The sequence below is a fragment of the Flavihumibacter profundi genome (assembly GCF_020076305.1).
Lineage (GTDB): Bacteria > Bacteroidota > Bacteroidia > Chitinophagales > Chitinophagaceae > Flavihumibacter > Flavihumibacter profundi.
In genome coordinates this window covers 1186977-1212514 of sequence record NZ_JAIQXE010000001.1, presented here as the reverse complement: position 1 = coordinate 1212514, position 25538 = coordinate 1186977, and the positions used below count along the sequence as shown (strand labels likewise).

Annotated in this window: 27 protein-coding genes; 13 read left to right on the top strand and 14 right to left on the bottom strand. The window is 42.0% G+C overall.

Annotation, left to right across the window (positions count from 1 at the left end; translation table 11 throughout):
- Positions 1-5 precede the first annotated feature (5 nt).
- Positions 6-1283 (bottom strand): adenosylmethionine--8-amino-7-oxononanoate transaminase, encoded by a 1278-nt coding sequence (gene bioA, locus LAQ65_RS05170; RefSeq protein ID WP_224115876.1) that lies wholly within the window; start codon positions 1281-1283, stop codon positions 6-8.
- Positions 1284-1408: 125 nt separating this feature from the next.
- Between bioA and LAQ65_RS05165 the strand changes: the two genes are divergently transcribed.
- Together LAQ65_RS05165 and LAQ65_RS05160 are read left to right on the top strand one after the other, a co-directional pair.
- A complete protein-coding gene (locus tag LAQ65_RS05165; protein ID WP_224115875.1) occupies positions 1409-1981 on the top strand; it encodes an RNA polymerase sigma factor in 573 nt (190 codons plus the stop codon).
- Positions 1968-3263, top strand: a complete 1296-nt coding sequence (locus LAQ65_RS05160; protein ID WP_224115874.1) for a hypothetical protein — start codon at positions 1968-1970, stop codon at positions 3261-3263. Before LAQ65_RS05165 ends, LAQ65_RS05160 begins: the two co-directional genes overlap by 14 nt.
- A 12-nt stretch (positions 3264-3275) precedes the next feature.
- Here the strand turns inward: LAQ65_RS05160 and queG are convergent, their stop codons facing one another.
- Entirely contained in the window at positions 3276-4232 is a 957-nt protein-coding gene (gene queG, locus LAQ65_RS05155) for a tRNA epoxyqueuosine(34) reductase QueG (protein WP_224115873.1), read from the bottom strand.
- A 68-nt stretch (positions 4233-4300) separates the two neighbouring features.
- Between queG and LAQ65_RS05150 the strand changes: the two genes are divergently transcribed.
- Together LAQ65_RS05150 and LAQ65_RS05145 are read left to right on the top strand one after the other, a co-directional pair.
- Positions 4301-6325: a DUF3857 domain-containing protein gene (locus tag LAQ65_RS05150; protein WP_224115872.1), complete on the top strand. Its 2025-nt coding sequence runs from the start codon at positions 4301-4303 to the stop codon at positions 6323-6325.
- Positions 6325-8235 (top strand): DUF3857 domain-containing transglutaminase family protein, encoded by a 1911-nt coding sequence (locus LAQ65_RS05145; protein WP_224115871.1) that lies wholly within the window; start codon positions 6325-6327, stop codon positions 8233-8235. The genes LAQ65_RS05150 and LAQ65_RS05145 overlap by 1 nt, the downstream gene beginning before the upstream one ends.
- Before the next feature lie 3 nt (positions 8236-8238).
- Here LAQ65_RS05145 and LAQ65_RS05140 read toward each other — a convergent pair whose 3' ends face one another.
- Positions 8239-9285, bottom strand: a complete 1047-nt coding sequence (locus LAQ65_RS05140) for a serine hydrolase domain-containing protein (RefSeq protein WP_224115870.1) — start codon at positions 9283-9285, stop codon at positions 8239-8241.
- A gap of 211 nt (positions 9286-9496) precedes the next feature.
- Between LAQ65_RS05140 and clpB the strand changes: the two genes are divergently transcribed.
- The 7 genes from clpB (at position 9497) to LAQ65_RS05105 (ending at position 16135) form a co-directional block, all read left to right on the top strand.
- Positions 9497-12097, top strand: a complete 2601-nt coding sequence (clpB, locus tag LAQ65_RS05135) for an ATP-dependent chaperone ClpB (protein WP_224115869.1) — start codon at positions 9497-9499, stop codon at positions 12095-12097.
- Positions 12098-12109: 12 nt separating this feature from the next.
- The gene (locus tag LAQ65_RS05130; RefSeq protein WP_224115868.1) at positions 12110-12859 is read left to right on the top strand and encodes an SOS response-associated peptidase; all 750 of its coding nucleotides are present in this window, start codon (positions 12110-12112) and stop codon (positions 12857-12859) included.
- Positions 12860-12864: 5 nt separating this feature from the next.
- Positions 12865-13374: a YdeI/OmpD-associated family protein gene (locus LAQ65_RS05125; protein ID WP_224115867.1), complete on the top strand. Its 510-nt coding sequence runs from the start codon at positions 12865-12867 to the stop codon at positions 13372-13374.
- A 57-nt stretch (positions 13375-13431) separates the two neighbouring features.
- Positions 13432-13977, top strand: coding sequence for a DsbA family protein (locus LAQ65_RS05120; protein WP_224115866.1), 546 nt, complete (start codon positions 13432-13434; stop codon positions 13975-13977).
- Positions 13978-14022: 45 nt separating this feature from the next.
- Complete coding sequence (gene queD / locus LAQ65_RS05115; RefSeq protein WP_224115865.1) at positions 14023-14379, top strand: 6-carboxytetrahydropterin synthase QueD; 357 nt, start codon at positions 14023-14025, stop codon at positions 14377-14379.
- A 42-nt stretch (positions 14380-14421) separates the two neighbouring features.
- Positions 14422-14964: a hypothetical protein gene (locus tag LAQ65_RS05110; protein ID WP_224115864.1), complete on the top strand. Its 543-nt coding sequence runs from the start codon at positions 14422-14424 to the stop codon at positions 14962-14964.
- Between the two features lie 118 nt (positions 14965-15082).
- Positions 15083-16135 carry a hypothetical protein gene (locus LAQ65_RS05105; RefSeq protein ID WP_224115863.1) on the top strand — a complete coding sequence of 351 codons (1053 nt, stop codon included), beginning with the start codon at positions 15083-15085 and terminating at the stop codon, positions 16133-16135.
- A 20-nt stretch (positions 16136-16155) separates the two neighbouring features.
- Here the strand turns inward: LAQ65_RS05105 and LAQ65_RS05100 are convergent, their stop codons facing one another.
- Together LAQ65_RS05100 and LAQ65_RS05095 are read right to left on the bottom strand one after the other, a co-directional pair.
- On the bottom strand, positions 16156-16524 hold the full coding sequence (locus LAQ65_RS05100; protein ID WP_224115862.1) for an anti-sigma factor: 369 nt from the start codon (positions 16522-16524) through the stop codon (positions 16156-16158).
- Positions 16524-17099: an RNA polymerase sigma factor gene (locus LAQ65_RS05095; RefSeq protein WP_224115861.1), complete on the bottom strand. Its 576-nt coding sequence runs from the start codon at positions 17097-17099 to the stop codon at positions 16524-16526. The genes LAQ65_RS05100 and LAQ65_RS05095 overlap by 1 nt, the downstream gene beginning before the upstream one ends.
- 65 nt (positions 17100-17164) lie before the next feature.
- On the opposite strand from LAQ65_RS05095, the gene LAQ65_RS05090 reads away from it, so the two are divergent.
- Positions 17165-17935, top strand: a complete 771-nt coding sequence (locus LAQ65_RS05090; RefSeq protein ID WP_224115860.1) for a C40 family peptidase — start codon at positions 17165-17167, stop codon at positions 17933-17935.
- Here the strand turns inward: LAQ65_RS05090 and LAQ65_RS05085 are convergent.
- The 8 genes from LAQ65_RS05085 to LAQ65_RS05050 all read right to left on the bottom strand — a co-directional run bounded on the left by LAQ65_RS05085 (position 17916) and on the right by LAQ65_RS05050 (position 23007).
- Entirely contained in the window at positions 17916-18347 is a 432-nt protein-coding gene (locus LAQ65_RS05085; protein ID WP_262901401.1) for a TSUP family transporter, read from the bottom strand. The genes LAQ65_RS05090 and LAQ65_RS05085 overlap by 20 nt on opposite strands.
- A 1-nt stretch (position 18348) precedes the next feature.
- Positions 18349-18891, bottom strand: coding sequence for an inorganic diphosphatase (locus LAQ65_RS05080; RefSeq protein ID WP_224115858.1), 543 nt, complete (start codon positions 18889-18891; stop codon positions 18349-18351).
- Positions 18892-18909: 18 nt separating this feature from the next.
- The gene (locus LAQ65_RS05075) at positions 18910-19317 is read right to left on the bottom strand and encodes a hypothetical protein (RefSeq protein WP_224115857.1); all 408 of its coding nucleotides are present in this window, start codon (positions 19315-19317) and stop codon (positions 18910-18912) included.
- Positions 19318-19385: 68 nt separating this feature from the next.
- The gene (locus LAQ65_RS05070) at positions 19386-20357 is read right to left on the bottom strand and encodes a PhoH family protein (RefSeq protein WP_224115856.1); all 972 of its coding nucleotides are present in this window, start codon (positions 20355-20357) and stop codon (positions 19386-19388) included.
- Between the two features lie 152 nt (positions 20358-20509).
- Entirely contained in the window at positions 20510-20923 is a 414-nt protein-coding gene (locus LAQ65_RS05065) for an SET domain-containing protein (protein WP_224115855.1), read from the bottom strand.
- Positions 20924-20931: 8 nt separating this feature from the next.
- Positions 20932-21750 carry a DUF2452 domain-containing protein gene (locus LAQ65_RS05060; protein WP_224115854.1) on the bottom strand — a complete coding sequence of 273 codons (819 nt, stop codon included), beginning with the start codon at positions 21748-21750 and terminating at the stop codon, positions 20932-20934.
- 48 nt (positions 21751-21798) lie between these two features.
- Positions 21799-22680, bottom strand: coding sequence for a cysteine synthase CysM (cysM, locus tag LAQ65_RS05055; protein WP_224115853.1), 882 nt, complete (start codon positions 22678-22680; stop codon positions 21799-21801).
- Between the two features lie 48 nt (positions 22681-22728).
- Positions 22729-23007 carry a hypothetical protein gene (locus LAQ65_RS05050; RefSeq protein WP_224115852.1) on the bottom strand — a complete coding sequence of 93 codons (279 nt, stop codon included), beginning with the start codon at positions 23005-23007 and terminating at the stop codon, positions 22729-22731.
- 118 nt (positions 23008-23125) lie between these two features.
- Between LAQ65_RS05050 and LAQ65_RS05045 the strand changes: the two genes are divergently transcribed.
- Positions 23126-23587: a DUF4268 domain-containing protein gene (locus tag LAQ65_RS05045; RefSeq protein ID WP_224115851.1), complete on the top strand. Its 462-nt coding sequence runs from the start codon at positions 23126-23128 to the stop codon at positions 23585-23587.
- A 5-nt stretch (positions 23588-23592) separates the two neighbouring features.
- On the opposite strand, the gene LAQ65_RS05040 is transcribed toward LAQ65_RS05045, so the two are convergent.
- Positions 23593-25497, bottom strand: coding sequence for a beta-N-acetylhexosaminidase (locus tag LAQ65_RS05040; RefSeq protein WP_224115850.1), 1905 nt, complete (start codon positions 25495-25497; stop codon positions 23593-23595).
- Positions 25498-25538 lie beyond the last annotated feature (41 nt).

The window sequence follows — 25538 nt, the reverse complement described above, 5'->3', positions numbered from 1 at the left end:
TTTTTTTATAACTTGTTTAATATGCTTTCAGTAACATCTGCCAGTTTAAAGTATTCCTCTTCAGTTAAGCAAATTGGCGGCATAAAATAAACAGTATTTCCTAATGGGCGCAGGTAAACTTCTTCTTCCATAGCTATTCTGGTAATTTCTGCGCCAACCTGATTAAGGTATACATTTTCACCACGGTTGATTTCAAAGGCTAATATTGTACCGGTTTGCCTGATATTTTGAACTTTTAAAAAAGGGTCTGGGAACTTGTCCCTGAGCTTTTTGCTGAATTCCCCATTCCAATAACACAATCGGTTTATTCCACTCAGGGCGTCTTTCTCAAGCAGGTCAAGACTGGCTAACGCTGCAGTGCAGGCCAATGGATTTGCAGTAAATGAATGCCCGTGGAAAAAGGTCTTTTTTTTGTCATCATCCAGGTATGCTGAATAAATCTTAGCGGTACAAGCTGTTACACCAAGAGCCATCGTTCCTCCGGTTAACCCTTTTGACAAACATATTATGTCGGGTTTTTGTGCCAGGTGATCTGAAGCAAAAAGTTTCCCGGTTCTGCCAAAACCTGTCATAACTTCATCGGCGATACAAATGATTTCCTGTTTTTTCGCCAGGATCAATATCTCTTCCAATAAAGCTGCATCATACATTTTCATGCCACCTGCCCCCTGTACCAGGGGCTCGTAAATAAAAGCTGCTATATTTTTTCCTTCCTTTTGTATAATTGATTGAAGTTTTTCTATGTTTTCAACCAACGGGACGTCTATAAAAATTACATCAAATAACAAATCATGAAAGGCAAGAGTGAAAACGCTCCTGTCACTTACCGACATCGCGCCAAAAGTATCGCCGTGGTAGGAATTCTTAAATGCCAGGATTTTTTTTCGTTCTGCTTTACCGTTGTTCCACCAGAATTGAATGGCCATTTTTAAAGCCACCTCAGTTGCTGTTGATCCATTATCAGAATAAAATATTCTTGAAAAGTTGCCCGGTAACAGCGGTAACAATCTTCCAGCAAGCTCGATCGCAGGCTGGTGCGTAAAGCCTGCGAAAATAATATGTTCGAGTTTAAGGGCCTGCTGGTATAATTTTTCAGCGATATAAGGGTGCGCATGTCCATGCAGGTTTACCCACCAACTGCTTATAGCATCAAGGTAACGGTTACCCTTGTCATCGTATAACCAGGATCCTTTCCCTTTTTCAATAAAAACCGGATCGGGGGCCGATTTTTGTGGGGTAAACGGATGCCAGATATAATTTTTATCCTGTTCGAGCCAGTTCATAGGTCGAAAATACTGCAAAATGGATGTTTTGAAGAAGCAAAAAATCACCATCCCAAATAATCCGCAACTTTGATTTAACACATATGCAACGAATGTGAACACTATCTTGTCAGCCACTTAGATATATGACCAATCAACACCAGGTGGTGAAAGAATGCCTAAGAGGGAAGCCATCAGCACAAAAAGCGCTGTATACGCATTTTGCTGCCCAAATGTTGGGGGTATGTTACCGGTATACAAAATCAGTGGCGGATGCTGAAGATGTATTGCAGGAAGGGTTTATTAAGGTCTTTAACTACCTTGGTCAGTTCCGGGGAGAAGGGGACCTTGGGGCCTGGATCAGGAGGATTATGGTTACCACGGCCATCAATTACCTGAAGAAGAATAGTCCGTATCAATATGATCTTTCTTTTAATGCGGAGCAACAGGTTTTTCTGCACCCTGTATCTCCGGAAAATCCGGAAATTACCCTCAATACAAAAGAATTGGTAGATATGGTAAGGCAGTTGCCTCCCGGTTACCAGACAATATTCAACCTGCATGCCATTGAGGGATATACTCATGTTGAAATTAGTGCCATCCTGGGTATCCATGAGGGCACATCCCGTTCCCAGTATGCCCGTGCCCGCAACCTGCTGATCACGTGGTTACAAAAAGAAAATGAATCAATAAAATTAGCTCATTATGCCAGGTCATGATTTTGATAAAGTCCTGCAGGAAAAAGCGCAGCAATTGCGTCTTGAGCCTTCACCCGAAATCTGGGGTAAGGTGGAGAAACAATTGCAGGAACGCAGGAAGAGAAGAATAGCAGCCTGGATATTCAGCACAGCTGCTCTTTTATCCGGATTGGTAATTTTCAGCGCTATAATCCTCATGAAACAAAGGCCATCCATGCTTTCGGGTCAGGATATTCATAAAGAACAGATAATTTCAAAAACTGCTGTAACAGGCGATATTGCAGGTCCTTCGGGCTTACCTGCTGATCACATAAATCAACAAAATATTGAAGATAAATCTACAATGAATCCTAATTTGACTATTGCCAAAAAAGCACCAAATATTGTTGAGAACAAAATGCGTCCACACCTAAGCAATAAAACGGCCAAAGCAATAGGCATTATCGAAATCGCTGATATAGAACCAGGGGTGTCATTGGTCAATCTTAATTTGCCTGCATTGAATCAGCCTGTTATTGCAGGGCCAAAAAAAAGTTCGGGAAGTTTAACTCCTGCATTTACGAAAAAGCCGGATACAAAATCGAATCCACAATTGAAATGGCAGGGTGTTATTCATGCTTTAGTTGGCATTAGTCCTTTATACCAATCCACAATACAGGAAAATCAGGTTGCAACTAACGAGTTCCTAAACTTATTGAACAATCAGGCTACGGCAGCTGCTTTATCAGTTCCTGAACCTAGTGTAAAGCCAGGTCCGGCATACCAGTTAGGTATTCAGGTTAATCGTTTTGTAGGGAAGAAAATCAGTGTTGGTGCCGGTCTTCAATATGCTTACTTCTCTAATCAAATCCAGGTAGGTGAGCCCGCTAGTGCGGCAATACCAATTTATAATAGCAGCCAGGACAGGGTTTCTGCATCCTCAATATTTACCGCTTCAGGCAATTCTGTTACGGCATATAATAACCAGTATCATTTAATCCAGGCGCCGGTTGAAGTCAGCTTTGCTATGGGTTCAAAGGACCGCTGGAATTGGCTTGGTGGTGTAAGTTTTGGCTATTTGGTCAGCACAAATGCACTTCAATATAATAGTAATGCCGGAGTTTACTACAGTGATAATTCAGTTTTTTGCAAGTGGCAGTCAGGTGTATTTAGTTCAATCACTTACAAAGTTTACAGAACACCCAAAATTGCAATCGCTGCCGGCCCTTTTGCCCAATACCAATTGAATAATCTCGATAAAACCAATTCTGATAAACATTTAATGCTTTTTGGTTTTGCTACCAGGCTATTACTGAATAAGTAAACCGGGAAAATTTTATTTCTGCTCATTTTTTCCGGTTTTTTCAACTGGGAGGGGACTGACAAAATGAAGGTTGCGCAAAATTCCTTTGTATTTCGCTCTTTTTAAAGGGGAATGCCTGTATATGGATGAGAATTTTTCTTCGCCTAGTGATTCCCAATCAGCCACAGTCATATCAAATATTTCAGGTAAAGGAGCAAACCCAGGCTCTCTTGTGGGAGTTGAAAACCTGTTCCATGGACATACGTCCTGGCAGATATCACAACCAAAAATCCAGTCCTTGTACCTGCCTTTCAGATCATCCGGGATGAATTGATCCTTCAGTTCTATTGTGAAATAGGATATACACTGGCTGCCATTAATGGTTTTATTTTCCAATATTGCATCAGTCGGACAGGCTTCTATACATTTCCTGCAAGTTCCGCAATAGTCGCGGGCGAATGCATCATCATAGTCAAGAACCAGGTCCGTAATTAATGTTGCAATAAAAAAGTAGGACCCCGTCTTTTTTGTTATCAGGTTTCCATTTTTCCCAACCCAGCCAAGTCCGCTTTCCCTGGCCCAGGCCCTTTCCAAAACAGGAGCCGAATCGACAAACCCACGCCCATTAACATTCCCGGCAATTTCCCTTGTCCTGAATAAAAGCTCTTTTAGTTTCCCCCTGATTATTTCATGGTAATCATTGCCATAAGCATATTTTGAAATTCTTGGGATTGATGGGGGTTGTTCCTTTTCCGGAAAATAATTTATGAGTAATGTAATGACCGACTTTGCACCCGGAACAAGTTTCGAAGGGTCAATCCGGAGATCAAAATGATTCCCCATGTATTCCATGGTTCCATGATAGCCTTTGTTTAGCCAGGATTCAAGACGCCTTGCATCCTCATCAAGTTTTTTCGAGGGTGAAATGCCACAATATGCGAACCCCAGGTCTGAACTTATTTGCTTTATTTTTTGGCTTAGTGTAACCATATCCGTTAAGATACGTTATGATATTTAACAAATTTCTGTTATTTTGCCGGAATTAAACCTTAAACTATATGCCAATCCGCACTTCGATGCTCATTTTTACGTGCCTGATGGTTAATCTCCTTTCTGTATCAGCACAAGATAAACCCGCTTATAAATTTGGTAAAGTCAATCTGGCAGATTTTAGTATACCGGTTCCTGCATTTGATAGTGGCGCACATGCTATTATTATAGGGGATGTTGGAAGTTCGGTAATAACCCCAAATAATAAGGGTGGTTTCGGCTATGAGTTCCAACGCAAATTACGGATGAAAATCGTTGATATAAATGGCGTAGATGCCGGTAAATTTGAGATTCCGCTTTATGGATCAAAGACCAGTACTTCAAGGGAAGAATTGCTCTCACTAAAGGCAGTTACCTATAACCTGGAAGCCGGTAAAATCGTGGAGACCAAACTTGAAAATAACCAGGTTTTTACGGAAAAGCAAAGTGATGCTTTTCAGCAAAAGAAATTTTCTTTACCTGCTCTAAAAGCAGGCTCTATTTTTGAAATCAGTTATATCATTAGCTCAGATTTTATTTTTGATTTCAGGCCCTGGGAATTTCAGCATGATTATCCCTGCTTATGGAGTGATTATGAGGTTGAAATTCCCGAGTATTATGATTATGTTTTCCTTACCCAGGGCTATCAGCCTTTCCACATTGTGAAATCATCGCAGAATGCCCGGACATTTATGATTCGTAATAACAGGTCTGCAGAATCCAGCCTTGATAAAACGTTTTCCCTGGATGGTTTTGTAACCCAGAGAAGATGGGTAATGAAGGATGTTCCATCAATAAAAGAAGAAAATTTTACCACTACTATTGAGAATCACCGCAGTAAGATTGAATTTCAGCTCTCATCCATTAAATATCCGCAACAACCAGTTGAAATGGTTATGGAATCCTGGCCAAAAGTGACCACTGATTTTATGAAATCAGAGGATTTTGGTTCGTTGCTGAACCGGGAAAATAATTGGCTTGATGATGTGATTGAACCGGTGGTTCGTGGGGAATCATCCCCATTGGCAAAGGCTGTTAAGATATTTAATTATGTCAGGGATAATTTCACTTGTAAACAGCATAGTGGAAAATATCTTTCAACCGGATTAAAGAGCATGTTGAAAACAAAGAGTGGGAATGTTGCAGACATGAATTTATTATTAATAGCAATGCTGAAACATGAAAAAATAGAATGCTATCCGGTTATTTTATCCACCAGGGGCCATGGTATAACAAATCCGGTTTATCCTATAGTGGACCGGTTTAACTATGTTATTTGTAATGCCGTTATCGGATCACAGGATTATTTGTTGGATGCCACTATTCCTGATCTTGCATTTGGCCGGCTTTCAACTGAATGTTATAATGGTCATGCCAGGGTACTAACAGATGATGCAATTCCTATTATGCTGTCTGCAGATTCTGTAATGGAAAAAAGTATTAGTATGGCGATAGTAGTTGCTGAAAAGAATCAATTGAAGGGGAAAGTAACTTTAAGTCCCGGCTATTTCGAATCGCTGGATAAACGGGAATTTATTCGCGAAAAAGGGAAAGCTGCATTATTCGAAAAAATACAAACGAACTATGGCAGTGATTATGTGATCAGCAACACAGGTATTGATTCCCTTAAAAAATTGAATGACCCAATTAAGATATTCTATGATATTGCCTTAAAGGAAACTGACGAGGATATTATTTACTTTAACCCGATGCTTGTTCAGATGTATAAGGATAACCCGTTTGAATCTGCCATCCGGAGGTATCCTGTTGAAATCCCCTATTGTATTGACGATACTTACATATTAAATATGCAATTGCCTGAAGGTTACCTTGTAGATGAGTTACCAAAATCTACCCGGGTTAAATTTAATGGTGACGAAGGTTCATTTGAATATATTGTGTCTGTTAATGAAGGAACACTTCAATTACGTACAAGGCTCATATTAGCAAAAGCGAATTTTCCTGCTGAAGACTATGGAGGGTTACGTGATTTTTTCGGCTATGTTGTAAAAAAGCAGGCGGAACAAATTGTACTAAAGAAAAAATCTAACTGATGCGGCAATTAAAATCTGTTCTTGTTATCTTTATTTTATTCATCCTTCCCGGATATCTGAAGGCTGGAGAATATCCCGTTTCTGCTATCCCTAAGTCAATGTTGACTCATGCAAATGCTGTTATCAGGAAGGAAGAGCAGGTTGTTGAGATCCGTTCGTTGAATAAGGTTACGGTACGTGATCATTATGTGATTACTATTTTAAATGAAGCTGGTGAGCAGTTTGCCTATTGGCAGGACTACTATTCCAAAATGCGGTCTATTGACCATATTGACGGCAATTTATATGATGCGCTGGGGAATAAAATAAGGAGCCTTAAGAAAAGTGAAATCCAGGATGAGCCAATGGCATCCCAGGTAAGTATGGTGATGGACAGAAGAATTAAGTACCATAATTTCAACCATAAGGAATTTCCTTATACTGTTGAATACGATGCAGAGGTAACCAATGATGAAACAATGTTCCTGCCCGATTGGTCGCCATTACCTGGCAGGAGTATATCAGTTGAAAAAAGCAGTTTTACCCTTGTTGCAGATCCTGATTATGAAATCAGGACCAGGGCATATAACCTTCCTAAACCACCTGTTGTAACTATTAACGGAAAGGCAAAGACTATGGTTTGGGAAATTAATGCGCAAACTGCAATTGCCAAAGAATTTGCAGCGCCGCCTTTACACGAACTTGCCCCTTATATAAGTTTTGGTGCGTCAGATTTCAAGCTGGATGATTTTAAAGGTTCAATGCGCACCTGGCAGGACTTTGGTCGATTTATCAGTAAACTGAACGAGGGTCTTGGAGAATTGCCCGAACCTATCATAGAAAGGGTAAATCAAATTGTTGCCGGGGCAAAAACCGATGAAGAAAAGGTAAACCGGTTGTATGCTTTTTTACAGCAAAACACACATTATATCAGTATATCGCTGGGCATAGGTGGCTGGAGGCCATTTCCGGCTAGTTATGTAGCATCAAAGGGCTATGGTGACTGTAAAGCCTTATCAAATTATATGGTTGCCTTACTAAAGGTTGCCGGTATTAAGGCGTATTACGTATTGATAAATGGTGGTGCTTATCAAAGGGACATCCCTGTTGATTTCCCTGCTTCAAATTTTAATCATGCCATTTGTGCTGTGCCACTGGTGAATGATACAATTTGGCTGGAATGTACCAGCCAGACTACACCCCCTGGCTATATGGGAAGTTTTACCGGCAACCGGCACGCACTTTTAATAACTGAAGAAGGAGGTAAACTAGTTTCAACGCCTACCTACGATAAACGCCAGAATATCCAAAACTGTGAGTTATCCGGAACTGTTGATGGAGCCGGAACCCTTAATCTTAAGGCGAAGAATTTTTACCAGGCACAATGCAGTGATCAATTGCAAATGCGCATCCATGCACAGTCTAGGGAAGAACAACTTATTTACCTGAAAAAAAATCTTGACATCCCTCATTATGATGTAGTCAATTTTGATTACCAGGAAACAGTCGGCAGGGTTCCTTCTATCACCGAAAATTTAATTATCAGTGCCCCTAATTATGCACAGGTAACAGGTAAACGGCTTTTCATAATGCCGAATATACTTAACCGTTGGGATACGCGGCTCGTTGCCGATACTGCCCGGCTTTATCCTGTTGAATTATCTGAAGAAAAGGTTGAAAAAGACTCGGTTGTTTTGACAATTCCTGAAGGATATATTACGGAGTCCCTGCCTAAACCTTTAGATATACAAACACCTTTCGGACAGTATAAATCAAGTTGTTCAGTTCAGGGTGACAAACTTTATTTTTCCAGGTCACTGGCATTAAACAAGGGGAAGTTCGCGGCGGCTGATTATAATAATTTACTCAATTTTTATGAACAGGTTTTTAAAGCCGACAGGGCAAAAGCTGTACTGGTGAAAATAGAATAAATATTATTGAATAGACTGCTCGATCAATGTGCGGATTTCCTCAAAGATCACCCGCTGTTGGTCGGGCATTTCTCCTTTTGTAAAAATGATGGCTGCATATCCCTTGCCACGGTGTATCCAGGGCCAGGATCCGCTGATCCCGGGACAATTTACAAGGGTGCCATTTCCCTGTTCATCTTTTTCCTGCAACCAGCAGCCTAAGCCATAAGCATTGCCTTGTGAAATCGGCGAAGTATACACGATTTTTGCGTTGCCGGTTTGAATTTTCATAATTTCATTGACCGCTTTTTCACTCAATACCTGCTTGCCATTATACATTCCCTTATTCAGTAGCATACTCAGGAATTTGATATAGTCGTCTGCGCAGGATTTCGCTCCGGCAGACGGACTCTCGGCATATACGTCATCACTCATGAATGAAGTGCGGCGTAGTCCAAGAGCCTTACCGATCCGGTCGCGAAAAATGCGGTCGAAATCTTTCTTGCTGATTACTTCCAAAACCTGTCCTGCAATATTGGGCCCCAGGTTGCCATAGTAGAATTGAGTGCCTTGTTTACCTTTCATATTTCGGTCTTTGGCATAACTTTTTACCTCATCTTCCAATGTGTCGAATTTTTTCTTTTTCAGGGCCGTCCTGAAAACAGGCATATCCGTTTCAATAGTTGTGGTGTGGGATAAACACTGGCGTATAGTTATATACCCTTTGCTATAACTTCCATAGATCGGTAAATAATCTCCCAGCTTATCATCGAGTTGTAATTTCCCTTCATCAACAAAGCTCATTACGAGGGCAGCTGTTAACCACTGGCTGGCTGCACCGATGGCTTCCTGCGAAGTGGCTTTCAATTCGCCAAACTCATGTTTATATACTTCCTTGCCATCTTTCTGTATGATTACAACGAAATCATTCCCCAGCTCTTTCTGGTATTTTTGAAGTCCGGCTGTTATAGCAGGTATTTCAGCAAATTTGTTTGGTTTGGCTTGCGCAAAGCTTAATGTTGATTGCACAATCAGAAGGGAGAAAATACCTGATTTCAGCAGATTTCGCATGTTTCCTGGCTTTAGAATTTAAATTTAAGGGGCAATTACTGCCCATAACGTTAAAATCGGGAGGAATGACATAAACTGTAAAAAAATCAGTATCAGGCTTGCTGACCTGAATTTCAGTCAGGCGAATATAAAAATTTATGACAGAGTTTCCGGAATTTAAGCTTGGATTACGATTTGTTGATACATATCGAACCTTGAATAATAAGAAACTATGAACCTAAATAATTTTACAGTAAAGGCTGCGGAAATTATTCAGCAATCCCAGCAAATTGCATTTAACGGGCAGCATGCGAATATCGAAAGTGAACATATACTGAAAGCACTTTTGGACCAGCAGGATTCACCTGTTGCCTACCTGCTGAAAAAGAACGCTGTAAATGTTGCGCAATTGGAATCTCAACTGGACCAGCAATTGAACAAATTGCCAAAGGTACAGGGCGGGGAGCCAGCGCAATCCATAAGTCGCGATGCCAATAATATTGTCCTTAGAGCAGGATCAGCACTAAAATCTTTTGGAGATGAATTTGTAACGCCTGAGCATATTTTACTGGCCATTCAGCAGGGTAATGACAGTACAGCCAAATTGTTGAAAGACTCTGGCCTTACTGAAAAAGGTCTGATCAGCGCAATTAAAGAATTGCGCAAGGGTGAAACTATTACTTCCCAAACACAGGAATCGCAGTTTAATACCCTTAACAAGTATGCAAAGAACCTTAACGAATTAGGCCGAAGTGGTAAGCTGGACCCGGTAATTGGCCGGGATGAGGAAATCAGGAGGACACTGCATATCCTTTCCCGCAGGACAAAGAATAACCCCATACTCGTTGGTGAACCTGGTGTTGGTAAAACCGCAATTGCGGAAGGACTGGCCATGCGCATTGTAAATGGCGACGTTCCGGAAAACCTGAAGTCGAAAATAATTTTTGCTTTGGATATGGGCCAGTTGATTGCTGGCGCTAAATATAAAGGGGAGTTCGAAGAAAGGCTGAAAGGTGTAGTAAACGAAGTCGCGAAAAGTGATGGCGAAATCATCCTTTTCATTGATGAGATCCATACGCTCATTGGGGCAGGTGGCGGGGAAGGTGCAATGGATGCAGCCAATATCCTTAAGCCGGCACTAGCCCGGGGCGAGTTAAGGGCCATAGGTGCAACAACACTGAATGAATACCAGAAATATTTTGAAAAAGATAAGGCCCTGGAAAGAAGGTTCCAGAAAGTAATGATCGATGAACCTTCAGTCGAAGATGCCATTTCCATATTGAGAGGCATAAAAGATCGTTACGAAACCCATCACCATGTTCGCATTAAAGACGAAGCGATTATTGCAGCAGTGGAATTGTCGCACCGGTATATAACAGATCGCTTTCTTCCCGATAAAGCTATAGACCTGATTGACGAAAGTGCAGCAAAACTAAGGCTCGAAATGAATTCTATGCCAGAAGAGCTCGACAAACTCGATCGCCAGATCAGGCAACTGGAAATTGAGCGGGAAGCTATTAAACGCGAAAATGATGAGGAGAAGCTCAGGGACCTGAATATTGAAATTAGCAATTTGAGTGTTGATCGAGATACCCTGAAGGCCAAATGGCAGCAGGAAAAGGACATGGTCGAAAAAATACAATCTGCAAAAGCCAGGATTGAAGAGTTAAAGCTTGAAGCAGAGCGTGCAGAAAGAAACGGTGAATATGGTAAGGTAGCTGAGATCAGGTACGGCAAAGTTCAGGAACAGGAAAAGATCATAGCTGAGCATACAGCTGACCTCCTGGCTTTCAGTGCTCATGGTAACCGGTTGATGAAGGAGGAAGTAGATGCTGAAGATATTGCTGAATCTGTAGCAAAATCAACCGGTATTCCGGTTGCAAAAATGCTGCAAAGTGAAAAAGAAAAACTCCTTTTGCTCGAAGACCATTTACATGAGCGGGTTGTTGGACAGGATGAAGCCATAACCGCAGTTGCTGATGCGATCCGCAGAAGCAGGGCTGGCTTGAGCGATCCCAGGAAGCCAATTGGATCATTTATTTTTCTGGGTACTACAGGAGTTGGTAAAACCGAACTGGCAAAGGCATTGGCCGCCTATCTTTTCGATGATGAACATTTGATGACGCGCATCGACATGAGTGAATACCAGGAAAAACATACTGTATCACGCCTTGTTGGTGCACCTCCCGGATATGTTGGCTATGATGAAGGTGGTCAACTCACTGAAGCAGTCCGGAGAAAACCTTATAGTGTTGTATTGCTTGATGAAATTGAAAAAGCGCACCCTGATGTCTGGAATGTAATGTTGCAGGTACTGGATGATGGAAGGCTTACAGATAATAAAGGAAGGGTAGTGGATTTCAAGAACACCATTATCATTATGACCAGTAATATCGGCAGCCACCTTATTCAGGCCAACTTTGAAGATGTTACAGAAAGCAATAAGGAAGAAGTGGTTAATCGCACAAGGTCAGAAGTGATGGATTTGTTGCGGCAAACCATCAGGCCAGAATTCCTTAACCGGGTTGATGAAATCATCATGTTCCAGCCATTGATGAGAAAGGATATCAGGAATATCATCACCATACAACTTAAACAATTGCAGGAGATGGTTGCAAAGAATGGGATCAACCTGCAGTTCAGTGATTATGCAATAGATTTCCTTGGTGAAAATGGATTTGATCCTGTGTTTGGCGCAAGGCCATTGAAAAGGCTTATCCAGAAAGAAATCGTGAACCAGCTAAGCAAGCGCTTACTCATGGGTGATATAGATAAAAACAAGCCCGTTTTAGTGGATGTTTTTGATGGTGTGGTAGTATTCAGGAATGAATAACTAAATTTACACATGTGTTATTATAACAGGCTCATAGTTCCGGTTCATCAGGCCTTCAGCATCGGGGAATTCCCGGTTGAATGGCCTGATGAACTCATTACTTCACGTCCTGTGCAGAGTGGTTTTGAATTTGGTGACTGGCCTATAATTATCTGGTCGGAAGAAAAGCAAAGTCCGGAGATGGTCAAAGGGCATTGGGAGTTTATGGCACCGTGGACTAAATCTTTAAAAGCTGCCGAAACAAGCCGCCAACAGTATACTACTTTGAATGCCGTGGGGGAAAAACTGTTTGAATCGCGTTTGTATAAAGAAGCAGCACAGAAAAGAAGGTGCCTGGTATTATCAAGTGGATTTTATGAATGGCGGCATTGGAAACCAACCGGCGCGAAAAAGGATTTGGCCATTCCATACCTTGTTTACCTTCCAGGCCAGCCGGTATTTTTTATGGCAGGGGTCTGGCAACCCTGGACAGACCAGGATACGGGTGAGCATCTCAATAGTTTTGCAATTGTAACCACTGCATCCAATTCCCTGATGGCACAGGTTCATAATACGAAAAAGAGAATGCCACTTATTTTAACGGATGAGCTGGCCTGGAAATGGATCGACCCATATTTACCGAAAAAGGAAATTGGGGAAATAGCGGCTTATAAGTATGATACTAAAAAGATGGCAGCCTATACGATAGTTAAAGATTTCAGGACAGCCCCTGATCCTTCAGAACCGATGGAATACGAAGGCCTGCCGGAAATTACCAACTGACTATTATGGTGAAATTTTCGACGATACTGGAGAAATTCGGCCAGCAGGGGGAAAAAACCGGTTGGACCTATGTTAAGATTCCTGCCAATATTGCTAACCAGCTAAAAACCGGCTGCAGGCAATCATTCCGGGTAAAAGGTAAACTTGATGGGTTGCAGGTGGAATGCCTTGCCTTAATTCCAATGGGAAATGGCGATTTTATTCTTCCCCTTAATGCTGAACTCCGTAAAAAGCTTGGTAAACGAAAGGGGGATAGTCTTATGCTGAGCATTCAGGAAGACAAGCAGCCTTACCAAATCTGTAAAGACCTGTTGGTTTGCCTTGAAGATGACCCCGCTGCTTTGAAATTTTTCAACCGGCTTCCAGGTTCCCACCAACGTTATTTTAGTAAATGGATAGAATCTGCCAAATCCGAGCCCACCAAAGAAAAACGTATTGCAATGGCAATCAATGCTTTAGGTAGGGGGTGGGGATATGGGGAAATGATTAGGGCAAAGGGAAATGAACAATCATGAAGTTTTAGTGTTATTATTGGCGATGACCAAACCAGCTGCTCTTAAACGAGCAAGATCATGAATCCGACAAAAATAGAAATAATCGATCCCCGTACCGTTTGGACCGGCGAAGATAAAGCCCCTGTTACGCTCGTAATGTATGGGGATTACGAAAGTGAGGCTTGTGCAAAAGCCCAGGAAGTAATTGACCAGTTATTGAAACAGAAAAAAGGGAATGTAAGGTTTCAGTACCGGCATTTTCCTCTCACCCGAATTCACCAGTATGCCCATAAAGCAGCAGAAGCTGCGGTTGCTGCAGTTCAGGAAGGCCGTTTTTGGGAAATGCATCGCCTGCTTTTTGCCCATAGAAAGCGCCTTGGTTCAATCAGCTTAAAGGAATATGCAGCTGAAGCCGGTGTTAAGGATAAAAACTTTATCCCAAAACTGGTTGATTCCGTTTATGGTTGGACCGTCCGGGCAGATTTGCTGGAGGGTGTTGACAAGGGAGTAAGGGATGTTCCGACGATTTATATTAATGACCAACTTTATACTGGTAAAATAAATACGGCAGCTATTTCAAGGGCAATAGAGGAATTAATTCCGGACAAAAGGAAAAGAGCCTGATAAATAAGGGTCAAATCTTACCTTTGCACTCTTATTTTTTTGTGTATGTTATTGTTTAAGGAGTTTACTTTCGATTCAGCCCATTTTCTCCCTAATGTTCCAGAGGGTCATAAGTGCAAAGAAATGCATGGACATACTTACAGGCTTAGGGTATGGCTGGAAGGGCCATTACATCAGGACCTTGGCTGGGTAATGGATTTTGCCGACCTTAAAAATGCTGTGAAACCAGTTGTTGAAACTCTCGACCATAAATGCCTGAATAATATTGAAGGTTTGCAAAACCCTACTTGCGAAAGAATTGCAGTTTATATCTGGGACCAGGTAAAACCTAAGCTTCCCTTACTGGTAAAAGTTGAACTACACGAAACCCCGACTTCCGGAGTAATATATGATGGAAAGTGATAATTGGTTACCTTTAATTCATAACCAGTTAAAATTATTACTATGAACGAGAATCCATCAAATACCGAAAGTGTAAAAGATACAAATACTACCAGGCCTATCCAGGAAACCTTTGATAAAATTGAAGATAAGGCCGAAGAGCTTTGGAAGCAATTTCAGGCTAAGACTGGTTTTAGTGATGAAAAAATTGCTGACTTAAAAACTAAAGCTTCCCATAAAATTGATGAGTTGAAAGCTGAAATGGAAAACTGGGATGATACAGCCAAAGCAAAATGGGAAGAACTAAAGGGTAAATCAGGAGACTGGTGGGCTAAAATAAAAGACAGGTTCGAAGGCGCGGATGATACAGAGAAAACTGAAGACCTTTGGAAGCAATTTCAGGCTAAGACTGGTTTTAGTGATGAGAAAATTGCCGATTTAAAAACAAAAGCTTCCCATAAAATTGATGAGTTGAAAGCTGAAGTGGAAACCTGGGATGATACAGCGAAAGCAAAATGGGAAGAACTAAAAGGTAAATCAGGAAACTGGTGGGCTAAAATTAAAGACCGGTTTGAGGGTGAGGAAGACAAAGAAAAAACCGTTTAGTAATTATTGATTTTTTATCCCGGATTTTTATAATTTTTTTTAAAAAATAACGTTTTTGGAAAGGTAAATGATAGTTTATTCTATCTTTCCAACTTATCATTTGAAAACTTGCTGGTTTATGAAATCCAATACCCTGCTTAGCTATTTAGCTGTGATTCCGTCCGTCATGATTTTTGCTTCCTGTGTAAACGCTTTTTCTGAGAAAAAGGCGGATGCTTTAAATGACAGTATAAAAGACAGTACCAAAAACACCGAAGCAGCAGCACCAGCCAAAATGGTGCTGGCCCGTATTCCTGATTCGGCAACTTTCAACCATAATATATTCCATATTGCCAATGGTGATACTTCAGGCAGGTGGCCGGTAAAAACAGGGTTTCCTGTAAATGGCGCAATTTTGCCTTTCAAGAGGGTAATTGCATATTATGGTAATTTATACAGCACAAGGATGGGCATCCTTGGGGAATTGCCACCTGATCAAATGCTTGAAAAACTGAAGGGTGAAGTAAAAAAATGGGAAGCTGCAGATACTTCAATGGCTGTACAGCCAGCCTTACACTATATTGCTGTAACAGCACAGGGTAGTCCGGGTAAGGGTGGAAAATACCGCCTGAGAATGCCTTTTAGCCAGATAGATTCAGTTTTGCATATGGCTAAGAGAATTGATGCTATCGTTTTCCTGGATGTGCAGGTTGCCTTAAGTACGTTAAAAGAAGAAATCCCTTTGCTGGAACCTTACCTTTCAATGCCGAATGTTCACCTGGGAATAGATCCTGAATTTTCCATGAAAGGAGGTGACAGGCCTGGATCAAAAATCGGCACATTTGATGCAGCCGATGTAAACTATGCATCCGATTACCTGGCAGACCTTGTTAAAAAATATAACCTGCCTGCCAAAATGCTGATTGTGCACAGGTTTACCCAGGCTATGGTTACCAATTACAAACAAATCAAAACACGCCCGGAGGTTCAGGTTGTTATGCATATGGATGGATGGGGTGCTCCTGCCAGGAAAATCAATACTTATCGCCAGTTTATTTATAAAGAACCAGTAGAGTTTACCGGATTCAAACTGTTTTATAAAAATGACCTGAAAGAAACCCCCTCAAGGATGATGACTCCTGAAGAACTGGTTAAACTTAAGCCAATGCCTGTGTATGTCCAATACCAGTAATGTATGGTTTATATAGTTTTTTAATGGAGCCTGCCAGAAAGAAGGTGAAGCACTATATAGGCGATGATAATAAGGCACAGAATTAGTACCACGGCCATGTAAATCCATGGTTTGTCTTTCCATTTCCTGCTTTCCCTTCTTTGTTTTTTTTGTTGAAGGAATGCTTTCAAATCGCGGTTTAACTGTAATACATATTCTTGTACCTGTTCTTTATTGCCAAATTCTTTTAATCCTTCCAATGCGTCTGCAGCAAACTGGTTCTCTTCCAGCCATTCTTCCACAGCATGCTGGTCGGTATCAGATAGTTTCCCGCTGATATAATCCATCAGCATTTGATTATCCAGTTCTTTGTTGCTGCTTGATAGAATATTTATGAGGTTATATTTCATTACTGCTTTTCGTTTTGCCCCAGTTTTCGTTCAATCATCATCTTCAGGTTGCGTTTGCCGTTCTGGATAAAACTCTTAACCTGTAATAGGCTGTATCCGGTTTCCTGGGCAACCTGCTGATAGCTTTTCTTTTCAAGATAGAATAAAGTTACACATTGCTTTTGTTCAGGACCCAGGTTCTGGAGGCCTTCATGCATCCAGTCGAGTAACTTTTCCTTCTCCTTTATTTCATTGATTTTGTCATTTTCAGGTTGCAATAAAACCTGTTCGTTCAATTCCATCGGAAGCCTGTTCTTATCCCTGAATTGCATCAGGCAATGATTCTTTGCAATCATGAATAACCATGATTTAAAGTAATCAACTTTGTATTTGCCCAGTTCTGAAATGACTTTCAAAAAGATCTGTTGTACAGCGTCCCGGGCTGCTTCCTCATTTTTTAAATATTTCATGCATACCCCTAGCAATAGCAGGGTGTACCGTTGAAGTAGAATGCCCAGCCATTCTTTATTGTGGTCTATATAAAACCTGTTCAACAACTCCTGTTCGCTGATATGTTGGTATCGGTCTTCGTTCACCTGGTCAATTTATCATTTTTTTATAAGATGCCGTTATCTGGTATTTCCATAAATTGTTGGCAGATATGCCTTCAGGCGAATTATATATACCCGTTGTTGCAGTTTGCGCTGTTCGTGAAGCAGCCGACCATCGCAGTGAAATGACCAGCCAACTACTGCTTGGTGAACAGGTCCGGTTGCTGGATGAATACAAGGGAGAGTGGCTGCTGGTAAAATCTGTTCATGACGGATATGAAGGCTGGTGCCAGAAAATACAAATGGCACAGCTAAAACAACCGTCCGCCCAAATAAAGGGTTATTTTACAGGTACAACGGGTATTTCTAACGTTAACGGGCAAGCGATGAGTATTTTCATGGGAACTCCTGTTTATGAAGAAGATATCCGGGCCGGTGTGTTCAGGATATCTTTTACCGGGTTGCAATTCAGCCATGTGCCAGATCCGCATTCATTCCGGGATGTTTTGCAAAACACCGCGTTTGCTTATTTAAATGCTTCCTATTTATGGGGTGGGAGAACTGCTGCCGGAATTGATTGCAGTGGTTTTGTCCAAATGGTTTATCGCCAGCTGGGTATCCATTTGCTCAGGGATGCTTACCTGCAGGCATCGGAAGGCAGGTCAATAGGCTTCCTGGAGGAAGCCAGGTGTGGCGACCTTGCCTTCTTTGATGAGCCGGATGGCAGGATTACCCATGTGGGAATGCTGTTAAACGATCATGAAATTATACATGCTTCCGGTAAAGTAAGGGTCGACGATATTGATAATGAGGGGATAGTCAGTCGTGACCAGTTGCGCCGGACGCATCATCTACGTCTTATCAGGCGCTATTTCCCGTAAATAACTGCCTCATCCATTTAAAGAATAAAAGGTCCCAGGCAAGCAACTTTAATGCTGTGTATATCAGTATTACCGCAAATATTTTTTTCATTACTGCGGTGTCTATCCTGGCGGCAATTTTTCCGCCGAAAAATCCACCGAATATAAACCCGGCAGCAAGTAAGGCGATTATTTTAAAATCAATAGGGGTGCCTGCTTCCCTGCAATAAATATAGTACTGGTAAAAGCCAAGGAAAACTACTGGCAGGAGCAGGACACCTAATGATGTACCCTGTGCCTGGTGCTGGCTGTACCTGAAGAAATAAATCAAGGCAGGTACGAGTATGATTCCACCACCAACGCCAACCAGCCCGCTGAGTATCCCGGCTGCTATCCCTATAATCAAAAGTGTTATGATAGCCTGGGTTTCCATACTATTTCTGGAAAGTTTCCTTATAAAAATTAATGCCATCCTGGATAATGTTCAGGGCAGTAGCTTTATCCTGGAACTCATTTACCACAACGGTTTTGTTTTCCAGCTTTTTGTATTCTTCAAAGAAATGCCGTAGTTCATCAAAGAAATGCTTAGGCAGTTCTTCAATATTATTATAGTAATTCACGCTGGGATCATTTGCGGCAACTGCTATGATTTTATCGTCTGCATCGCCACTGTCAATCATTCGCATAACCCCTACAACTTTTGCTTCCATAAGGCATAGCGCCTGAACGGGTTGTGAGGTGATTACTAAAATGTCTAATGGATCTTTATCATCTCCATAGGTCCTGGGGATGAATCCATAATTGCAGGGGTAATAAAATGATGAATAAATGATACGGTCCAGTTTCAATAATCCGCTGTCTTTATCAATTTCATATTTCGCCCTTGACCCCTGTGGTATTTCGATAATAGCATTTACAACCCGGGGGGAATGTTCTCCTGTCGGTACACCATGCCATGGATGTGAAACTGTCAGCATAATTGCAATATTTTTTTATCAATGAATGTCTTTAAAATCGACCAGCCATACTCCGTTTACCCTGATGATTTTTATTGTGGTTGTATCTATATTCTTATAGGTGTTTGAATAAGTATAATTCACGGTAGAATCATTCACTTTTTCAATTTTAATTGGAAGTATATTGGCCTGTTTGAAACTCATGCGGTCTTCTGGGTTAAGCTTATTGTATGAATCCGTTTTCCATTTGTTGAAAAGCATTTGGTTTACAGAATCTTTCAGGAGGTAGAACTCGGCTTTTTTAATATCCCCGTCAAGTGAAGCCCGGATGAATTCCCTGCCGGCATCTTCTGCATCTTCTGCTTTGCGGTAACGCTCTTCACCGGAACAAGCTACCATGAAAATCATTCCGGCCAGCAAGGGAATTAAGGTGATGGTGTATTTCATAGGTGCAAACATAAATAAAAAGGCGTCAGGTTAGTTACCTGACGCCAATGAGTTTCCGGCTACAACGGTCATGAAGTCTGCTGTTCTCTTTCTTTTTCACGGTCATACGCTCTGATAATTGCTTTAACGAGCCGGTGCCTAACCACATCTTCCTCATCCAGTGCGATGTGGGAAATGCCATCAACATTTTTCAGGATACGAAGGGCCTTTTCAAGGCCACTTTTTTGGTTTTTCGGTAAATCAACCTGTGTAAGATCGCCGGTGATGATTGCTTTGGCATTGGCGCCAATACGCGTCAGGAACATTTTCAACTGAAGGTCAGTCGCATTCTGGGCTTCATCAAGAATGATAAAGGCATTGTCTAAAGTCCTTCCGCGCATGTAAGCCAATGGCGCAATTTCGATTGTTCGGTTACTCATGTAGTAACCTAGCTTGTCTGCCGGGATCATGTCATCCAGTGCATCATATAAGGGGCGTAAGTAAGGGTCAATTTTCTCTTTGAGGTCGCCGGGCAAAAATCCCAGGCTTTCTCCTGCTTCAACAGCCGGGCGTGTAAGTATTATCTTTTTGACAATTTTATTTTTAAGCGCCCTTACCGCTAATGCAACAGCAGTATAGGTCTTTCCTGTACCTGCAGGTCCGATGGCAAATAGCACATCGTTTTTATCTGCCCCTGAAACCATTCTTTTCTGGTTGGCTGTGCGTGCCCTTACAGTTTTTCCGTTGGGACCGAATACCAGGATGTCATTAGGGTTGCGTTCAATAAAATGATCCACAGTTTCTGCATCATCGCCACCCAGTATTTGTTCAAAATAGTTTTCACTCATATGGCCATTCCGTTCCAGGTACTGTACAATCAGGTCAATTTTTTCCTTTGCTGTATCTACCTGTTCCGGTGCGCCGCTTAGTTTAATTTGTGTTCCGCGGGATAAGATTTTCAGGAGGGGGAATTTTTTCTTCAGGATGTCCAGTTTTCCATTGTTAACGCCAAAAAATTCAATGGGGTTAACAGTTTCGAGGTTGATTATTTTTTCTGTCAATGCGCTGCGGTTTATTTTTCACAATGATGGTCAACATCACCGGCCTTTTCATAGTTGCGGACCTTCTGGCGGTGCTAACCAAATATAATTCTGCTTAAACAGATTTCACAAAGTTACTTATACACAGGTTGTGGATATTGTTAATGTTGTATTTAAATCGCTCCCTTGCAATTGGCCGCACCACATTTGCAGGCAAGCTTTCCATCATGATGTGTTTCCCCGTAATCACAGGTGATTTCATCACCTTTACGGATATTTTTCTTCGTGTAAAATTCAACCTTGCCATAGCAGCACCGCATGTATGTATTGGGTTTGCAGGAGTGATTAACATATCTCAGTTCATTGGGGTTTACAGAAGCATCCAATGCACGTCCGTCACCAAATTCAACCATTGCCAGCCGCTGCTGTTGTTTAATCCTTTTCCGGGCTTCTTTAACGGATATTATTTCCCCTGCGAGGTTGCCGATTTTCCTGTTTTTTGGTATAGCCATTCCGGCAAAACAGCCCTTTCCGTCGATTTGACTTTTTCTGATTAATAAACGAAATGTGGTGGTCTGTTGTTGCATGTGTTTTGTTAATTAGTACCTGAGCCCGCCGCTGCAGATTTTTCTTCTATCCAGGTATGGTCTGCTAACAATCGTACCGCTGCGATGAACTGTTTAAAAGGACCGTTTCCTCCCCATTCTTTCGGACTTACCATGGAAAGTATATGGCTTTCATCGGTTTTCTGGTACAGGTAATACTGGTGGCCGATTACCGGTTGGAAATTAAGTTTTGCCTGGTATACCATCAGCGATAATTCTTTTCTTTTCCTGATCTCCTGGGCCTGCTTGGCCAGTAATTCTATTTGTTGCCTGATCTGGTCAAGGTGCATGTTTGTCTGCTCTTCCATGGCCTGTAATGCCTTGTGCCTGATGACGCCTTCCTCTGTAGGCTTAACCACTACACTGCCCACTGAAGATGCATAGGGCAGTACGCTTAACTGCTTGTGGTAGATATCAATATTTCTGAATGGATGGCCTGCTTCATCTTTGCCCAGTTGCGTTATTTTTAAATAACCATTGCTGAGTATTTCTTTCCTGATTTGCAACACCGGGTTTTCTTGACGGAGGAAATTGACTTCTATGGTAGATGCATTAATAATTTCTGCCCGGATGGTCTCTGCAAGGGATTGGTCAGTAAATGGTCTTTGTTCACCATCTGGACGTATATCATATTGCGAAAAGAAGGCTTCATTATCGAGGGTTACCCAATTAATCTGCACAACCAGTTCCTGTTGGTTATTTGCCGTTTCAATGCGGTAATTCCCGGATTTGGGCGGCATGCCTTTTTCGTAATCACATTTCTCAGGAAATAATTGCCAGGATGCGAGAAAATTATATGCTTGTACCATTAGGTGTGAATAGTGAATAGTAAATAGTGAATGGTAAGCAAGGCTTTATCATCCAAAAAGGTCAGAAGACAAATACCTGTCGCCCCGGTCACAAATAATACAAACAATTATTCCGCCTGAAAGTTCTTTTGATAATTCTACGGCTGCATGAACGGCTCCGCCACTGCTCATCCCGCTGAAAATGGCTTCTTCACGGGCCAGGCGTATGGCCATTTTCCTTGCATCTTTTTCATCTAGTTCAATGATGCGGTCTACACGCTTCCGGTCAAAAATTTTGGGTAGGTATGCTTCCGGCCATTTGCGGATACCGGGAATCCTGGAGCCATCAGTTGGTTGGCATCCCACGATCTGGATATCATTATTCTGTTCTTTTAAATACCGGGAAACGCCCATAATGGTTCCGGTTGTTCCCATCGCAGAAACAAAATGGGTAACTGCGCCATTAGTGTCTTTCCAGATCTCCGGACCGGTTGTTTTATAGTGCATCAGGTAATTATCCGGATTGGCAAACTGGTTCAGCATCAGGTAGCCACCTTTTCTAACTTGTTCGTTGGCATAATCTATGGCACCTTCCATAGATTTTTCCTTAGGGGTTAAAATGACTTTTGCACCAAACGCTTCCATGCCCAAAACCCTTTCTCGGGTTGCATCTTCGGGCATGACCAACTCTATTTCAACGCCAAAAACACTGGCAATCATAGCCAGTGCAATTCCTGTATTTCCGCTGGTGGCTTCAATTAATTTGATGCCGGGCTTAATCTCTCCCCGGTCCATCGCTCCTTTGATCATGCCATATGCTGCACGATCTTTTACACTTCCACCAGGGTTATTTCCTTCAAGTTTTGCATAAATCGTCACTGCCGGATTGGCAATAACATGTTTCAGGGCAACAAGGGGGGTGTTTCCAACCAGGTCTAAAATTCCGGCCATAATCTGTAAAATTTACGATTCTCTTTCCGGAAAGTTATTACAGATCTATTAATAAACTGTAAAAGTTTGGGTATTGAGTTCTTCCTTGATCATATCACTGAGTACTTTTTCCTGTTGCTGGATCCAGGCAGGGATAGGCTGGGGAATAATCTGCCAGTCTGTATCGTGACGTTGCATGCGGAACATGATCCTGTTACCCCGGTCATCCACCACATCAATTGAAAAAAGGGTTTCCTGCAAATGGGTCATTTTCCTGAAGTTGAATTCACGCAAACGGCCATCTGCTTTAATCAAACGGGTGAATTGTATGTTTTTTACAAATTGCATCTACTTAAAATTTCATAAACATTGAAAAGGACCAGACCATTATTTCAATAGCAATTCCCGTGCTACTTATTCATAAAAACAAGATAAATCAGGAAAGTTTTTAACATATTTTGCGGTTATGTATCCTAAAGGGAGAGGCTCACAAACCAGGAGCCGGTTTTTTACTGTTCTCGGCCAGTATATGGCCCCTGTACCCGCTGCTGGCGGATTACCTGTTAACTGGATTAATTATAAAACCGGGGTGAAACCTGTTTTTTTTCGCATAGAAATGCCTGAAAAAGGCTGTGAATTTGGAATTGAAGTATTTCATCACGATCCTTCAATTCGGGTGCAATATTTCAGGCGCCTGCAAACCTTTCATGCCTTATTTACAGCCGGGGCAGGAGCGGGCTGGACATGGACAGAACAGTTTTCGTCAGTCGAAGGGCAGATTGTCAGTCGCATTTATGACAGGATAGAAAATGTATCTGTATTAAATGAAAATGACTGGCCGGCTTTGATTGCTTTTTTAAAACAAGGGTTGATTGCCCTCGATGCCTTCTGGTATTTGGTTAAAGAGCAATTTGACGACCTGCCTTAAATGCATTATAACTTAACTCTCTTTTTCAGTTCTGACAATGGCAGGTTGATGGGCTTTCCTGCCGGCTTTCCTTTCCTGTATGTCTGAACTTTCAGGCTTGATGCCCCTGGCGGAAACAATAAGGGCTGGCTATAAACCGGATAATACTGGTCTGGATAAAACTCATCGAAACTATAATGAATATCAAGTCCGGGCACTTCTGTAGTTAAGGCCACCTGTATTGTACTGTCTTTTACTTTTTGCACATCTAAAATGGGGTCGTACATACTCCTGGAATAATTTATACCGGCAATATCATACCTTTTAAAATGGGCTTCAGCCCTTACTATAAAATCAGCCCAGTTCTTTTTCGACACCGGGCTCCAGACTGATTCTGCAACTGCCCATCCTCTTGGCCAAAGCATATATTCTGCATGTCGCACTGTGTGCAGTCTTTCACTCCAGAGGTTCGCCTGGCCGCCCAATATATAGGAAGAATCAACACCTGGGGGAACAGGGTTGAAATTATAGGTTTTTGACAGCCGTAACATAGAGTAGGTGGGTGGTTCCGCCAGTGGGTCTCCCTGGTATAGGTCTACATAAACATAGGTGGATGGCGTCATTACAACAGGATGTTTAAGCGCAGCTGCTTCAATGCCGCCTTTTTCACCGCGCCAGCTCATTACAGCAGATCCCGGCGCAACACCGCCTTCCAGGATCTCATCCCACCCGATCATTTTTTTGCCTTTTGATGCAATTATTTTCGAAACCCTTTTTACAAAATAACTCTGCACTTCATGCATATTTTGCAACTTCTCTTTTTTCATTAATGCTGCAACAGCATCACTTTTTTCCCAGAATCCTTTGTAGGTTTCATCTCCACCCATATGTATATATTCATATGGGAAAAGCGCCGCGACTTCCGTGAATATTTTATCCAGTATCGTGTATACCTGCTCGTTAGCGGGACATAAATTATTATCTATTGTGCCATAGAATGTTCCATTGCCCGGCCATATCATAAACCTGTTTCCTACGCTTACCTGGTAAGTGCCTGGTGTGCAGCTTAATTCAGGATATGCTGCAACGAGGGCCAGGCTGTGTCCAGGGATATCAATTTCCGGAACAATGGTTACGAATCTTTCACTGGCATAGGTAATTAGTTCCCGGATATCATCCTGGGTGTAAAAACCGCCATAGTTGCTGGGTTCACCGGGTTCCTGGGGTTTGAATTCTCCCCACCGCCCGGTTCTTTCAGCCCTGAATGCGCCGACTTCAGTTAGCCTGGGCAGGCTTTTGATTTCAAGCCTCCAGCCCTGGTCATCTGTAAGGTGCAGGTGCAACATATTGTACTTATAGCGGACCATGTTATCAATAAAATCCTTAACCTGTTGCTTCGTGAAAAAATGCCTCGCAACGTCAAGCATCAATCCACGCCACCCAAAACGGGGTTGGTCACTGATAGTTACGAATGGGACAGACCATTTGATGCCTGGCACCATTTCCCTGCTTTCAATTTCGGCAGGAAGCAGTTGGTATAATGACTGGGCGCCATAAAATATACCGGCTGCTGCATTGGCTTTTATTTGTATCCCGTTTTGGTTAACGACAAGTTGATATCCTTCCTTACCCAATGTTTTATCCTCTTTCTTATTGAGGGATAATACAATATCTGCAGAAGGCTGGCTGGCGATTTCAGCGCTGATACCTGCTGCCGTTTTCAGTTTGGCAGCAATATGGTTCGCAACAAATGCTACGCTATTGTTGTTTGCTGGTATGCTTATTTTCATTTGCTGCGGGAATATATAATTGCCGGCGCCTGGCTGCATTTTGACCGGGACAGGAATAAGTGGTGGAAGGCTTACAGTATCTTGTGCATTGTTTGCTAAGCTGGAAAGCAGGAGCAGAAGGCAATAAAATGATCTTAACATAAGTACAGGAAGATTATTGCGGTTGAAAATAAGAGAATTTA

Coding starts and splice junctions, on each gene's coding strand:
- LAQ65_RS05060 (WP_224115854.1), bottom strand. CDS start 21,750: ATGGTACAAGCATATAATTTTCTCGCATCCTGGCAATTATTTCCTGAG.
- LAQ65_RS05075 (WP_224115857.1), bottom strand. CDS start 19,317: ATGAAATACACCATCACCTTAATTCCCTTGCTGGCCGGAATGATTTTC.
- LAQ65_RS05110 (WP_224115864.1), top strand. CDS start 14,422: ATGAACGAGAATCCATCAAATACCGAAAGTGTAAAAGATACAAATACT.
- LAQ65_RS05090 (WP_224115860.1), top strand. CDS start 17,165: ATGCCTTCAGGCGAATTATATATACCCGTTGTTGCAGTTTGCGCTGTT.
- LAQ65_RS05100 (WP_224115862.1), bottom strand. CDS start 16,524: ATGAAATATAACCTCATAAATATTCTATCAAGCAGCAACAAAGAACTG.
- LAQ65_RS05160 (WP_224115874.1), top strand. CDS start 1,968: ATGCCAGGTCATGATTTTGATAAAGTCCTGCAGGAAAAAGCGCAGCAA.
- LAQ65_RS05130 (WP_224115868.1), top strand. CDS start 12,110: ATGTGTTATTATAACAGGCTCATAGTTCCGGTTCATCAGGCCTTCAGC.
- bioA (WP_224115876.1), bottom strand. CDS start 1,283: ATGAACTGGCTCGAACAGGATAAAAATTATATCTGGCATCCGTTTACC.
- LAQ65_RS05125 (WP_224115867.1), top strand. CDS start 12,865: ATGGTGAAATTTTCGACGATACTGGAGAAATTCGGCCAGCAGGGGGAA.
- queG (WP_224115873.1), bottom strand. CDS start 4,232: ATGGTTACACTAAGCCAAAAAATAAAGCAAATAAGTTCAGACCTGGGG.
- LAQ65_RS05085 (WP_262901401.1), bottom strand. CDS start 18,347: ATGGAAACCCAGGCTATCATAACACTTTTGATTATAGGGATAGCAGCC.
- LAQ65_RS05145 (WP_224115871.1), top strand. CDS start 6,325: ATGCGGCAATTAAAATCTGTTCTTGTTATCTTTATTTTATTCATCCTT.
- LAQ65_RS05045 (WP_224115851.1), top strand. CDS start 23,126: ATGTATCCTAAAGGGAGAGGCTCACAAACCAGGAGCCGGTTTTTTACT.
- LAQ65_RS05040 (WP_224115850.1), bottom strand. CDS start 25,497: ATGTTAAGATCATTTTATTGCCTTCTGCTCCTGCTTTCCAGCTTAGCA.
- LAQ65_RS05140 (WP_224115870.1), bottom strand. CDS start 9,285: ATGCGAAATCTGCTGAAATCAGGTATTTTCTCCCTTCTGATTGTGCAA.
- LAQ65_RS05105 (WP_224115863.1), top strand. CDS start 15,083: ATGAAATCCAATACCCTGCTTAGCTATTTAGCTGTGATTCCGTCCGTC.
- LAQ65_RS05065 (WP_224115855.1), bottom strand. CDS start 20,923: ATGCAACAACAGACCACCACATTTCGTTTATTAATCAGAAAAAGTCAA.
- queD (WP_224115865.1), top strand. CDS start 14,023: ATGTTATTGTTTAAGGAGTTTACTTTCGATTCAGCCCATTTTCTCCCT.
- clpB (WP_224115869.1), top strand. CDS start 9,497: ATGAACCTAAATAATTTTACAGTAAAGGCTGCGGAAATTATTCAGCAA.
- LAQ65_RS05080 (WP_224115858.1), bottom strand. CDS start 18,891: ATGCTGACAGTTTCACATCCATGGCATGGTGTACCGACAGGAGAACAT.
- LAQ65_RS05165 (WP_224115875.1), top strand. CDS start 1,409: ATGACCAATCAACACCAGGTGGTGAAAGAATGCCTAAGAGGGAAGCCA.
- LAQ65_RS05050 (WP_224115852.1), bottom strand. CDS start 23,007: ATGCAATTTGTAAAAAACATACAATTCACCCGTTTGATTAAAGCAGAT.
- LAQ65_RS05150 (WP_224115872.1), top strand. CDS start 4,301: ATGCCAATCCGCACTTCGATGCTCATTTTTACGTGCCTGATGGTTAAT.
- LAQ65_RS05120 (WP_224115866.1), top strand. CDS start 13,432: ATGAATCCGACAAAAATAGAAATAATCGATCCCCGTACCGTTTGGACC.
- cysM (WP_224115853.1), bottom strand. CDS start 22,680: ATGGCCGGAATTTTAGACCTGGTTGGAAACACCCCCCTTGTTGCCCTG.